Raw genomic sequence first — 12,947 nt, forward strand, 5'->3', positions numbered from 1 at the left:
TGCCGACGCTCACCAAGTCCGGCCGACGTTATTGGAGGAAACCTCCAAAAGCATTCGGTGGATCGCCACGCTTAACCCGGAAGCCTTGTCGGGTTCAATCACCTTTCGCTATGAAGTCGGTCACTGGTCCCGCGGGTTCGGGCGCCCAATGCGGCGGCGGGGTGCTGAAGGACGCCTTCAGTGCGTTGGGCGCGGTGAAGGACGCCTTCAGTGCAGTGAGCGCACCGATGGCGTCCTTCAGCACATCCGGCCGCCGGAATTCACCACAGGCCTCGGCCGCGGGCGAGCCTGCCGACCGTCAGGGCGATCCGCAGCACCAGGGCGTCGCGCGGGTCGGTGGCGTTGCGGCCGGTGAGTTCGGCGGCCTTCCGCAGCCGGTACCGGACGGTGTTCGGGTGCACGAAGAGGGTGCGTGCGCAGGTCTCCAGCACGCCCCCGCTTTCCAGGTAGGTCTCGACCGTGCGCTGGAGTGCGGGCCCGGCCTCCTCCAGCGGCCGCGCGATCTCGTCCACGAGCAGCCGTTCGGCCTCGGGGTCGCCGGACAGGGCCCGCTCGGGCAGCAGGTCCTCGGACCGGACCGGCCGGGGCGCGCCGGGCCAGCCGACTACCGCGCGCAGGCCGGAGAGCGCCTCGACCGCGCTGCGGTGCGCCTCGGCGAGCGACGGCACCGTGGGGCCGGCGACGACCGGGCCGTCGGCGAAGGCGACCGACATCTTCGCCAGCGCCTCCCGTTCCTTGAGCCCGCCGTCGGTCGGTCCGCCGACGACCACCACCAGCCGGGAGCCCTGCACCGACAGCAGCACCGGGCGCCCGACCCGCGCGGCCCGGCTGCGGACCTCGAACACGACGGTCGGCGGGTCCTCCGAGGGCGGGTTGCCGACGAGTACGGTCGCCGCGGCGGCCGGGTCCCAGCCGAGCGCGGCCGCACGGGAGAGCACGGACTCCTCGGCGTCGCCGCGGACGATCCCGTCGACGACCAGCGCCTCCAGCCGCGCGTCCCAGGCGCCCCTCGCCTCGGCCGCCGCGGCGTAGGAGTTCGCCGCGGCGAAGGCGATTTCCCTGCCGTAGCGCAGGATTCCCTCGATCAGGACGGCGCGCTCCGCCTCGCCCGCGGCGAACTCGGGCAGCTGTTCCTCGAACACCTCGATGGCCAGCCGCACCATGCCGACGGCCTGGCGCAGGCTGACCCAGCGGGAGAGCTCGGCGGGCGCGTCGCGGAACGCCTCGGTGGTCAGCCGCGGCGATTCCTTGTCGTCGCGCAGCCAGTCGACGAATCCGCTGGCGCCGGCCTGGGTGATCAGCAGCACGCTGGCCCGCTGGTCGGCGGGCAGCCGGGCGAACCAGGGCAGCCGCTGTTCCATCGCCGTGACGCTCGCGCTGGCGAGCCGGCCGGAGGCGTGCTCCAGCCGGTTGAGCGTCTTCGCGGACAGGCCGTGGTGTTTCGCCACCCGGCGCCCGGTGTTCGTTTCCGCCATGGCTGTCCGATCCTACGGGGGCGCCGGTGCCCGCAACTTTCGGTGGCGGATCCGCAACCCGAGTCGGTAGGCGGGCCGGTGGCGGGCTCTCTACTATCCGTGACCAGGGGTATTGGCAGACACAGTGGGGAGACACCGTGCGAGAACCCGGATTGGAGATCGACGCGATCTCCAAGCGCTACGGCGACGTGGTCGCGTTGCGCGAAATGACCTTTTCCGTCCGGCCCGGCGAGCTCTTCGGGTTCGTCGGCAGCAACGGGGCGGGCAAGACCACGACGATGCGGATCGCGCTGGGGGTGCTGTCCGCCGATTCCGGCGCGGTGCGCTGGGCGGGTGAGCCGGTGACGCACGAGACACGCAGGCACATCGGGTACATGCCGGAAGAGCGTGGCCTGTATCCGAAGATGAAGGTGGCTGAACAGCTGACGTATCTGGCCCGGCTGCACGGAATGTCCGCTGTGGACGCTCGGGCGTCGGCGGCGAGGTGGGCCGAACGGCTCGGTGTCGCCGCCCGTCGTGACGACGAGGTGCAGAAGCTGAGCCTCGGCAACCAGCAGCGAGTGCAGCTCGCCGCGGCGCTCGTGCACGAACCGCGGATCCTGGTGCTGGACGAGCCGTTCTCCGGGCTCGACCCGGTCGCGGTGGACGTGATGAGCCAGGTGCTCAGCGAGAAGGCCGCCGAGGGGGTCCCGGTGGTGTTCTCCAGCCACCAGCTGGACCTGGTGGAGCGGCTCTGTGACCGCGTCGGCATTGTCCGCAGTGGACAGATGGTGGCCGACGGCACGGTCGCCGAGCTTCGGGCGGGTGGCGCCGTGCGGCTGCTCGTCGACGCCCCGGAGGCGCCGGACGGCTGGGCCGACGCGCTGCCGGGGGTGAAGGTGCTGGGCCGCGAGGGCACCGTGACCGAGGTCGAGCTGGGCGAGGGCGCCGACGACCAGGCCGTGCTGCGCGCGGCGCTGGCCACCGGGCCGGTGCGGGAGTTCGCGCGCAAACAGCCTTCGCTGACCGAATTGTTCCGTTCCGTCGTGACCCAGGAGGTGGCCGCGTGAGTACGCCCGTTTCGACGCCGGATGTCCGGATGGGGTCGTTGTCCGCGGTCGGTCTCGTGGCTTCGCGCGAGATCGGCACCCGGTTCCGCTCCAAGGCCTACCGTGTCAGCACGGCGGTGATGTTGCTGCTGATCGTGGTCGCGACGATCGTGGTCAAGTTCTTCAGCGGCGGCGGTGGCGCCGACGCCACGGTCGGTGTCGTGCCCGCGGCTTCGTCGCTCGCGGCTCCGTTGGCGGCGAGCGGGAAGACCCTGGACCAGAAGATCGCGACGAGTTCGGTGCCGGATGAGGTGGCCGGGCGCGCGAAGGTGGCCGACGGCTCGCTGGACGCGCTGCTGACCGGTGCCGCGGACGGCAAGCTCCAGGTGGTCGTCAAGAAGGACATCAACGGGAAGCTGAAGAACGTCCTGAACGTGCTCGCCGGGCAGGTCGCGCTGGATCAGCAGATCACCGGTCTCGGCGGGGACCCGGCGAAGGTGGGTGCCGCGATCGCGGGCGCGACCGTTGCCGTTTCGCCGATGGAGAAGCCCTACGAGTACGACGGCCAGCAGCTGTTCCTCGGGATCGTCACCGGGATCCTGATCTATCTGTCGCTGATGATCAACGGCCAGAGCGTCGCGCAGGGCGTCGTGGAGGAGAAGACGTCACGGGTCGTGGAGCTGTTGCTGTCGACGATCAAACCGTGGCAGCTGATGGCGGGGAAGGTGCTCGGCATCGGCACGGTCGGGCTGGTCCAGATGTTGCTGATCGGCGTCGTCGGGGTGGTTTCCGCCCGCGCGACGGGGACGCTGGACCTGTCGGTTTCGGCGGCGGTCGGGACCGTGGTGTGGCTGATCGTGTGGTACCTGCTCGGGTTCTTCATGTACGCGATCGTGTTTGCGGCGCTCGGTGCGCTGGTTTCGCGGCAGGAAGACGTGGGCGGCGCGACGATGCCCGCGCTGATGCTGGTGATCGCGGGGTATCTGGTCGGTATCTCGGTGTTGCCGAGCGATCCGTCGAACAGTTTCGCCGAGGTGCTTTCGATCATTCCGGTGTTCGCGCCGACGGTGATGCCGATCCGCCTGGCGATGGGCGGTGTCCCCGTCTGGGAGGCCGTGCTGTCCATCGCCCTGGTGATCGCCCTGATCCCGGCGCTGATCTGGCTGGCGGCGCGTATCTACCGCAACGCCGTCATGCGTACTGGCGCGAAGGTGAAACTGCGAGACGCACTCCGCGCAGCCTAGCCGCGGACGCTTCACCCACAGGAATCCCACCCGCCTCTTTCGCCTCCCCGCGGTAACCCGCCGCGGGGAGGCGAAAGCAAACCCCGGGCAAAAACTGTCGACGAAGAACCCGAAAAAGACTCACCAGCGACAAACTAAAGAACGTCTCACAAAGGCCCGCGTGGCTCGGCTCTTCAAGTGACAGATGCACGAATGTCTCACGGGGAAAGCCGGGAACGCCAACGCTGACCAGGCAACAAATCCGCAAAAGGTGACCCGCTGCGGGGGGGTCCGGGGGGCGAAGCCCCACCCGGCGGGGCCTGGGGCTCGGCCTCAGAAGAAACTGTCGAGGCCGCCCGGCGCTGAGCGGTTTTCGCTGCGCCGGACGGCCTCGTCTCCCCGGTCCCCACCGGTAGCTCAAGTATGGATGGCGTTGATCTTCCCGCGCTAGCCGACTCACTCGATCGTGGAACTCCCGAGTTGCCGGGCACCTTCGACTGATCAACGATCCACGCAGCGAATGTGCAACGAATCGGCGGAAGGAGTTGTCGTGGGCCAGCAGCTCAAGGACGGGCTCGGGCAGGCGTGGAGCCTGGTCGCGACGTTCGTGCCGAAACTGATCGCATTTCTGATCATCCTGTTCATCGGGTGGCTGATCGCGAAGGCCATCGCGAAGGCGCTCGAACTGGTGCTCGGGAAGCTCGGTTTCAGCAAACTGATCGAGAAGACCGGTCTGACCCGAATGCTGGGGCAGGCGAAGGTCGACGCCGCCGGAATCCTGGTCAAAATCGTCTACTACTTCATTCTGCTGATCGCGCTTCAGCTGGCGTTCGGGGTGTTCGGGCAGAGCAACCCGGTGAGTCAGCTGATCAACGACATCATCGCGTTCCTGCCGAGGGTGGTGGTGGCGCTGGTGCTGATCATCGTGGCGGCGGCGATCGCGAACGTGGTCCGCGGCGCGGTGACCGGCGCGTTGTCGACGCGGCCTGCCGGGCGGTTGCTGGGCACGGCCAGCTACTGGCTGATCATGGCGTTCGGCATCATCGCGGCGCTGGGCCAGGTGAACATCGCGACGGCCATCACCGGGCCGGTGCTGATCACGGTGCTGGCGACGATCGGTGGCGTGATCGTGGTCGGGTTCGGCGGCGGGCTGATCAAGCCGGCGCAGGAGCGGTGGCACGGCTGGCTGGCCAACCTGCAGGGCCAGGTGGGCAAGCAGGAGCGGCAGCCGACGGTGGGTTCGGAGACGCCGACGCCGCCCGCGGGGATTCACCGGCTGGACGAGTGAGGCTTCCCGAGCGGGCCCGGTGGTCGAGGAAGACACCGGGCCCGCGCGGGAGACCACGGCTATTTCAGCTTGTAGGCGTTGACGACGGTCTGCTCGGCGGTGGTGCCGTAGCGGTCGGTGGCCCTGGCTCGCAGGGACACCGTGCTCGCCCCTGCGGGGTGATGCAGGAGCGCGAGTCCGTTGGCCAGTACCGGCGCTGCCGTCCAGACGACGCCGCCGTCGTAGGAGACCTCCACGGTGAGCTGTGCTGGTGCTTCGCCGGTGTCCGAGCCCTGCGGCCAGTAGGCGAGCGGGAGCAGGTAGGGACGCCCCGCCGGCGCGGCGTTGTCCGCGTCGAGGCCGGGAGCGAACCGGATTACGCCGATCGGCAGCCGCGCTGGACCCTCGGTGTGCCGGGAGCCGAACGTCCACGCGGCGCTGACCCGGCTGCTGAGGCCGGCGGTGCTGGTCCGGCTCGCCTCGGTGGTCAGCCGGTAGGTACCCGGCTCGGCCGGGACCGTGAACTCTCCTTCGCCGGCCAGCGGTGTCCGGCCGATTTCCCTGCCGTCGCGGTACAGCACCGTGTTCGCCGAGTCCACTGTGGAGTATCCCGCGTTGCCGTCCGCGTCGCCGAAGAGCGGCGCGCGCACCGAAACCGTGTTCCCGGTGCGGGAGATCCACCGCGCCGGATCCGGTGTCGGGGGCAGCGCCGGTCCGAACACGGCCCGGTTGAACGTCTGCCGGTAGGTCCGGCCCGCTTCGAGGGCCCTGGCCGGAGAGACGAGCCGGGTTTCCCCGTCCTCCAGTGTCGAACGCCACGCGATGTCCCCGGTCGTGTAGTACTCGGTGATCGTGGTGGGCAGCGGGAACCGCCGGACCGGCACCGGGCCCTCGATCCCTTCGCGGAACCGCGGGGCCGGGGTCACCGTGCGGATGCCCTGGCGTCCGGCCGTGGGGGCGGCCAGTTCGACGTGGACGGTGGCGAGTTCGACCTTGGTCACCACGCGGGTGAACCCGGTCGGGAAGCTGCCCTCGCGGTACCAGGCGAGCCCGTAGAAGTCACCGCTCGGCGTCTCCCACTGGGTGCTGACCTGGGACAGCAGGTCGGCGGGCGGCGGATCCGGGCCTATCTGCGCCATCGAGAACCAGCTCAGGTCGTTGTCGAGGAATGTCCACCGCCGTTGGAACGAGTGCCGGGCCACCCGGTGGTAGCCGATCGTGCTCGCCCACATCCGTGCCGTCGGGTCAGGTGCGGTGATCTTGACCGGTTTCGCCAGGCGTGTGTCGAGGTCGACCGTCAGGTTCCCGGCCACGTCCAGGGTGGGCAGCACGAGCCAGGCCATCTCCCTGTCCGGTTCGACGATCGAGGAGTCCACCAGGTATCGCCCCTTGGGCAACCGGATGGTCGTGCTGCTCGCGTTGTAGTGCTTCTGGCTGTCGAGGGAGGTGACGAGCAGGTTGGTCGGCCGCGCCGGCGCGCCGTCGTGGCCGATGTGGTTGAACGTGACGTCGAAGCTCTCCGGCTCGCGGTCGAGCGAAACCGGGGTGGTCACCGTGGTCTGGGCTGAGGTGGCCACCACGGTCCCGCCGTACTCGCCGTCGGTGGGCGCGGAAGTGGCGTCGCCGGACAGCGTCACGGTGCGCTCCGCGCCCGCGGGCACGGTGACACGGGCGGGCTCGACCGAGAACACGCCCGGCGCGGGCCTGCCGTCCGGGCCGGTGCCGGACACCGCGAGGTCGAGGGTGACCTCGGCCGTTCCGCCGTTGCGGTAGGCGTAGGTCCGGTGCAGCGGCCCGCTCTGGTGCGGCCATGGCTGTACCCCGAGGTTGACGTTGCTCGGTGTGGTCGACACCGTCTGGTCCAGTGCCTTCGCGACGTCGACCCGGCCGGAACCCTGCTGGAAGACCGTCTGCCCGGCCTGGGGTTTCGCCGACGCGGTGAGCGCGGCCTTGAGCCGCTGTCCCGTCCAGTCCGGGTGCTTCTGGGCGAGGATCGCCGCGGCTCCCGCGACGTGCGGGGTGGCCATCGATGTCCCGGTTCCCGCGGTATAGCCGTCCTCGACCGGGGGATCTTCCCGGCTTTCGGCGGATTTGGCCCCGACGATTCCGACGCCCGGCGCGGTGAGGTCGGGTTTGACCGCGCCGTCGGGACGCCGGGGCCCCCGGCTGGAGAACGGCGCCAGGGTGTCGTCGCGCTCGACCGCGCCCACCGTCAACGCCGCCTCGGCGATGCCGGGAGAGGTGAGTGTCTCCTCATCGGGGCCGCCGTTGCCCGAGGCGATCACGAACAGCGTGCCGCGGGCCGCCGACAGGGTGTTCACCGCGTCCACGACCGGATCGAATCCCGGGATGACGTCGTTGGTGATGCTCATGTTCACGACCTTCACGCCCTGTTCGGCCGCCCACTGGACGCCGCGCAGGATGCTGGTGTCGGTCGCCAAACCGTTGTCGCCGAACACCTTGCCGCTCATGATCTTCGCGCCGAAGGCGATGCCCCGGTATTTGCCGCCCGACTTCGCGCCGGAGCCCGCGGCGATCGAGGCGACGTGGGTGCCGTGCCCGAAGCGGTCGACGGTGTCGGGCGAAGCGGAGAAGTTCTGCTCGGCGACCACGCGCCCGGCGAAGTCGGGATGGGTCCTGTCGACACCGCTGTCCAGGACCGCGATCGTGACTCCTTCGCCGGTGAACCCGGCCTTCCAGGCGGCGGGGGCACCGATCTGCGCGGCACTGCGGTCCAACGCGGGCTTGCGGACGCCGTCCAGCCAGATCCGCGTGTACGCGGCCTTGTCCAGCGCCCGCCAGAACTCCGGCGCGGTGTTCTTCGGCGCGGAAACGGCGGAGCCGTGGATGACCGGCAGCGCGGCGGTGACCCGGGCGCCCGCGGCGGAGAACGGCCTGGCCGCGTCGGCCGGGACGAGGATCAGCGGCACGTCCGGGCGCCCGGCGTCGTCGTAGCCGGACTCGATCAGGGTGGTGACGTCGAAGAGCCGCTCGTCGACCTTGCCCGCGGCGATCAGCGGGCCGGCGTCCTGCGGGACGACGTGCAGGTGGGTGCCGTCCTCGCGGGTGGCGAACCCGAGGTGCTCCCGGCCGGGAGCCGGGAGCAGCGTGGGCGCGCCGCCCTGGGGGAGGACGACCCGATCACCGGTGACGAGGGTGACGGTGCGGGAAATCCCGGTGCCCGGGGCGGGTCGCGCGAGGGCCGTCGCGGGGCCGGGCGGCGTCGCGGTCACGGCGCCCGCCGCGATCCCCAGCACCAGCGTGGCGGTGCCCCAGCGCCTTGTCCGTGAAGGTCTTCTTCGTACGGGTTCGATGCGCACGCGCCACCTCCGAAGGCCGGAACTCTCCTTGAGCGCCCAGGGACGGCGCGCAGCCGAGCGGGCACTCCTGGCATCCGTCTTGCGGGGGCGACGGTAGCGGCGAACCTGGTGCGCGACAAGCTTTTCCGCCGCGAATCGTCAGTGCGTGAGTGCTGCGCCGAATAGGCTGGGCCAGTGGGACGAGGGGCGGTTGCGGCACTGTGGCGATACCCGGTGAAGTCGATGCGTGGCGAACGGCTGCGCGAGGCGAAGCTCGACGAGCGTGGCGTCGAGGGTGACCGGCTCTACGCCGTCCGCGATCCGGACGGCAAGTTCGGCAGCGGGAAGCACACGCGGCGGTTCCGCCGGATGGACGGCCTGAACCGGTTCGGCGCGGAGTACGTGGCGGAGGTCCCGGTCCTCACCCTGCCGGACGGCGTGACGGTCCGCGGCGACGACGACGCCGTGCACGGGCTGCTCGCCGAGCACCTGGCCCGGCCGTCGGTGACGCTCGTGAAGGAAGCCTCGATCCCGCACCACGACGAGGCCGCCGTGCACCTGGTCACCACCTCCACCCTCGCCTGGCTGCGGGAACGCGCGCCTGGGGTGACGGTCGACGAGCGGCGGCTCCGGCCCAACATCCTCGTGGACACCGGTTCCGCGCCCGGGCTGGCCGAGGAGGCGTGGATCGGCCAGGTGGTCCGGATCGGCGACGTCGAGCTGGAGATCCTGCGCCCGGCCGTACGCTGCGTGATGGTCGATCTGCCGTATGCGGGCTTGGCCGCGGCGCCTGGGTTGTTCAAGATCATCGCGACGCACAACGACCGGCGGCTCGGGGTGCACGCGCGTGTTGTCCGCGGGGGCACGGTCCGCGTCGGTGACCGGGTCGGCCGCTGAGTTCTCCTGTCCCACCATCCGGATGTTCCGCGCCTCACACTCACTGGGGAATGCGCGCGCGGGGGAGCATGTTGGGAGCGGTAGACGGAAGGGGCGCTCGTGGACTTCTTGCTGCACCACGGGATCACGGTGTTCGGCCAGTGGATCTCGATCGCGGAACTGGCCGGTCAGCTGTTCGCGCTCGCGGTGGTCTTCCTCGCGCAGCGCCGCACGCTGTGGACGTGGCCGGTGCAGGTCGGCGCCACCGTGCTGCTGTTCGCCGTGTACGCCTCCGCGCACCTGGGCGGGCTCGCCACCCGGCAGATCGCCATCCTCGCGATCTCGGTCTACGGCTGGTGGGCCTGGTCCCGGCACAACGACCCGGTGTTCGGCATCGTCGTCCGCAAGGGCAGGCTCGCCGAGCGGCTGAGCATGATCGCCGCGTTCGCCCTCGGCACCACCGCGATGGCGCTGGTCCTCGACGCGCTGCACGCCTCGTGGGCGCCGTGGCCGGACGCCGCGCTGTTCGTCGGGACCCTCGTCGCCTTCGCCGCGCAGGGCCTCGGGCTCGTCGAGTTCTGGCTGGTCTGGCTCGTCGTCGACGCCATCGGCGTGCCGCTGCAGATCTCCTCCGGCCTGTACTTCTCCGCCGCGATCTACGTCGTGTTCGCCGGGCTGGTGATCCACGGCTGGTGGAGCTGGAACTCCTCGGCCAAGCAGATCCGGGCCCGGCGCGGCGAGGTCATGGCAGCATCCAGCTGAGCGCGGGAGTGCTCTGGCCGTACACGATCAGGCACATCACCAGCAACAGCCCGAGGCTCCACGGCAACACCCGGCGCAGCAGTTTTCCCTCCTCGCCGGGCAGGTTCGCCGCCACACAGGCGATGGTGAGGTTCTGCGGGGAGATCATCTTGCCGAGTACCCCGCCCGAGCTGTTGGCCGCGGCGAGCAGCTCGGCGGCCAGCCCGGTCTTGTGCGCGGCGGTGACCTGGAGCGCGCCGAAGAGCGCGTTGGCCGAGGTGTCCGAACCGGACACGGCGACGCCGAACCAGCCGAGTACCGGGGCGAGGAAGGCCAGGCCGGCGCCCGCCGCGGCGATGAACGTGCCGATGGTGGTCGCCTGACCGGACAGGTTCATCACCGAGGAGAGCGCGAGCACGCCCGCCACGGTGAGGATCGCGAACCGCAGCTCCTTGATCGTGGCCAGCCACTGCCGGACGGCGGCGCGCGCGGAGACGGCGAGCACGGCCGCGGTGATGATCCCCGCGAGCAGCACGAGGGTGCCGCTGGTGTTCAGGAACGGGAGGGAGAAGGTGTTGCCCGACACGGGTTTCCCGTTCGAGGCGGCCACCTGCAGGCCGGGCCAGTGGAACTTCCAGGTCGCCGTGTCGAGCAGGCGTTTGACCGGGGGAAGCTGGCCGATCGCGAAGATCACGATGATCAGGCCGTAGGGCAGGTACGCCCGGACGACCTCGCCGCGGGTGTCCGGGCGCTCCTGGGTGACGGTGCGCGTCCCGGTGAGGACCTCGGCGCGGACGGCCTCGCTCGCCGGACGGCGCGCGTGCGGCAGCAGCACCACCACGGCCGCCCCCGCGAGCGCGGCCCCGATGTCCGCGAGCTGCGGTGAGACGTAGTTGGACGCGAGGAACTGCACGAGCGCGAACGCGATCCCGCAGGTCAGCGCGGGCACCCAGGTGTCACGGAGCCCGCGGCGGCCGTCGACGATCATGACCAGCAGCAGCGGGACCACCAGCGCGAGCAGCGGCGTCTGCCGTCCGACGATCGAGGACACCTGCTCCAGCGGGAGGCCGGTGACCTGGGCGAGCGTGACCACCGGGGTGCCCATCGAGCCGAACGCGACCGGGGCGGTGTTCGCCAGCAACGCCACCATCGCGGCCTTCACCGGGGCGAAGCCGACGGCGACCAGCATCACCGCGCTGATCGCGACCGGCGCGCCGAACCCGGCCAGTGCCTCCATCAGCGCGCCGAAGCAGAACGCGATGATCAGCGCCTGGATGCGGGGATCGTCCGAGACCCGGCCGAACGAGCGGCGCAGCACGTCGAAATGTCCGGTGTGGACGGTGAGCTGGTAGAGCCACAGCGCGTTGACCACGATCCACATGATCGGGAACAGCCCGAACGCCGCGCCCTGCAGCGCGCCGGAAACCGCCTGTCCGATCGGCATGCCGAACGCGGCGATCGCGACCACGAGCGCGACGAGCAGCCCGGCCAGCGCGGCGTGCTGTGCCTTGGACCGGACCACTCCGAGCAGCACCAGCACGGTGGCGAGCGGAAGCACCGCGGCGAGCGCGGACAACCCGAGCGAGCCGCCGAGTGGCGCGAGCTCCTGGACGAACATGACCGCCTCGTTTCCCTTGCGCGAGAACGTGTTTTCCCACGGCGCCCGTGATCCTGCTCACGGCACCCTGGTCACGTCAAGCTTGACGGGCGAACTCGCGTGATCAGACGCGCATCTCGCGTGATTGGACGGAGATCTCGCGTGATCAGCGCAGGACGACGTGCTCGGGGCGGAGGTCGTCGACGGCGCGGACGCCGAGCAGCTGCATGGTGCGGACCATTTCGGTGCGCAGGATGTCGACGCAGCGCTGGACGCCGCGCTCGCCGCCCGCCATGAGTCCGTAAAGGAACGCGCGGCCGACGAGCACCGCGTCGGCGCCGCTCGCGATCGCGGCCACGATGTCCCCGCCGGACAGGATGCCGGTGTCGAGCCACACCTCGGCGTCACGCTGGATCTCGTCGCGCACGGCGGGCAGCAGTTCGAGCGGGGTCGGGGCGCGGTCGAGCTGGCGGCCGCCGTGGTTGGACAGCAGCACCACGTCGGCGCCGTGCCGGACGACCTCGCGCGCGTCCGCGACGTTCTGGATGCCCTTGACGACGAGCTTGCCCGGCCAGGTCGCCCGGACCCGGTCGAGGTCGTCGAAGTTCAGTGTCGGGTCGAAGAGCTTGTCGAGCAGCTCGGCCACGGTGCCGTCGAAATGGCTCAGCGACGCGAAGTTCAGCGGTTCGGTGGTGAGCAGGTTGAACCACCACGCCGGGTGCGTCGCGCCGTCGAGGACGGTCTTGAGCGTCAGCGCGGGCGGGATGGTGAGCCCGTTGCGGACGTCGCGCAGCCGGGCACCGGCGACCGGGGTGTCCACGGTCAGCATCAGCGTGTCGTAGCCCGACTCCCAGGCCCGATTCATCAGATCTTCGCCCGCGCCGTGGTCGTTCCAGACGTAGAGCTGGAACCACCTGCGGGCGCCGGGGGCGGCCGCGGCGAGGTCCTCGATCGACGTCGTCGCCATCGTCGAGAGGCCGACCGGGATGCCGTTGCGCTCGGCGACGCGGCCCACCGCGCGCTCGCCCTCGTGCTGCATCATCCGGGTGAACCCGGTGGGGGCGAACGCGAACGGCAGCGCGGAGCGCCTGCCGAGGATCTCCCTGCTGGTGTCCACATCGGACACACCGCGCAGAACGTTGGGCTGGAACTCGACGCGGCGGTAGGCCTGCCGGGCGCGGCGGAGGCTGTCCTCGAGCTCGGCGGCGCCGTCGGTGTAGTCGAACGCCGCGCGCGGGGTGCGCTTGCGGGCGATCATCCGCAGGTCGGCGATCGTGTGCGCGTTCGCCAGCCGCCGGTCGGTGGGATTGAGCACGATCGGCTTCGGGCGCAGGATCTGCTTGAGCTCACTCGGCCGCGGCAGCTGGCGCTTGGTCACGGGACCACCTCCGTACGGGGAGACTTCCACACAAGAAAGGACCCGACAGACATCGGATGTCTG

Annotated in this window: 9 protein-coding genes; 5 read left to right on the plus strand and 4 right to left on the minus strand. The window is 70.5% G+C overall.

Annotation, left to right across the window (positions count from 1 at the left end; genetic code table 11):
• Positions 1–260 precede the first annotated feature (260 nt).
• The gene (locus ABD987_RS10535; RefSeq protein ID WP_345389750.1) at positions 261–1,475 is read right to left on the minus strand and encodes a PucR family transcriptional regulator; all 1,215 of its coding nucleotides are present in this window, start codon (positions 1,473–1,475) and stop codon (positions 261–263) included.
• Positions 1,476–1,612: 137 nt separating this feature from the next.
• Between ABD987_RS10535 and ABD987_RS10540 the strand changes: the two genes are divergently transcribed.
• From ABD987_RS10540 to ABD987_RS10550, 3 genes are all read left to right on the plus strand, one after another.
• Positions 1,613–2,524: an ABC transporter ATP-binding protein gene (locus ABD987_RS10540; RefSeq protein ID WP_345389753.1), complete on the plus strand. Its 912-nt coding sequence runs from the start codon at positions 1,613–1,615 to the stop codon at positions 2,522–2,524.
• Positions 2,525–2,553: 29 nt separating this feature from the next.
• Complete coding sequence (locus ABD987_RS10545; RefSeq protein ID WP_345389932.1) at positions 2,554–3,747, plus strand: ABC transporter permease; 1,194 nt, start codon at positions 2,554–2,556, stop codon at positions 3,745–3,747.
• A 529-nt stretch (positions 3,748–4,276) separates the two neighbouring features.
• On the plus strand, positions 4,277–5,014 hold the full coding sequence (locus tag ABD987_RS10550; RefSeq protein ID WP_345389756.1) for a mechanosensitive ion channel family protein: 738 nt from the start codon (positions 4,277–4,279) through the stop codon (positions 5,012–5,014).
• Positions 5,015–5,073: 59 nt separating this feature from the next.
• Here the strand turns inward: ABD987_RS10550 and ABD987_RS10555 are convergent, their stop codons facing one another.
• On the minus strand, positions 5,074–8,313 hold the full coding sequence (locus ABD987_RS10555) for a S8 family peptidase (protein WP_345389759.1): 3,240 nt from the start codon (positions 8,311–8,313) through the stop codon (positions 5,074–5,076).
• 174 nt (positions 8,314–8,487) lie between these two features.
• Between ABD987_RS10555 and ABD987_RS10560 the strand changes: the two genes are divergently transcribed.
• A complete protein-coding gene (locus tag ABD987_RS10560) occupies positions 8,488–9,189 on the plus strand; it encodes an MOSC domain-containing protein (RefSeq protein WP_345389762.1) in 702 nt (233 codons plus the stop codon).
• Between the two features lie 99 nt (positions 9,190–9,288).
• Complete coding sequence (locus tag ABD987_RS10565; RefSeq protein WP_345389765.1) at positions 9,289–9,930, plus strand: nicotinamide mononucleotide transporter family protein; 642 nt, start codon at positions 9,289–9,291, stop codon at positions 9,928–9,930.
• Here ABD987_RS10565 and ABD987_RS10570 read toward each other — a convergent pair.
• Together ABD987_RS10570 and ABD987_RS10575 are read right to left on the minus strand one after the other, a co-directional pair.
• Positions 9,911–11,527 carry an L-lactate permease gene (locus ABD987_RS10570; protein ID WP_345389768.1) on the minus strand — a complete coding sequence of 539 codons (1,617 nt, stop codon included), beginning with the start codon at positions 11,525–11,527 and terminating at the stop codon, positions 9,911–9,913. The genes ABD987_RS10565 and ABD987_RS10570 overlap by 20 nt on opposite strands.
• A gap of 145 nt (positions 11,528–11,672) precedes the next feature.
• Positions 11,673–12,884, minus strand: coding sequence for an alpha-hydroxy acid oxidase (locus ABD987_RS10575; RefSeq protein WP_345389771.1), 1,212 nt, complete (start codon positions 12,882–12,884; stop codon positions 11,673–11,675).
• Between the last annotated feature and the right edge of the window lie 63 nt (positions 12,885–12,947).

The sequence above is a fragment of the Amycolatopsis samaneae genome (assembly GCF_039541975.1).
GTDB lineage: Bacteria > Actinomycetota > Actinomycetes > Mycobacteriales > Pseudonocardiaceae > Amycolatopsis > Amycolatopsis samaneae.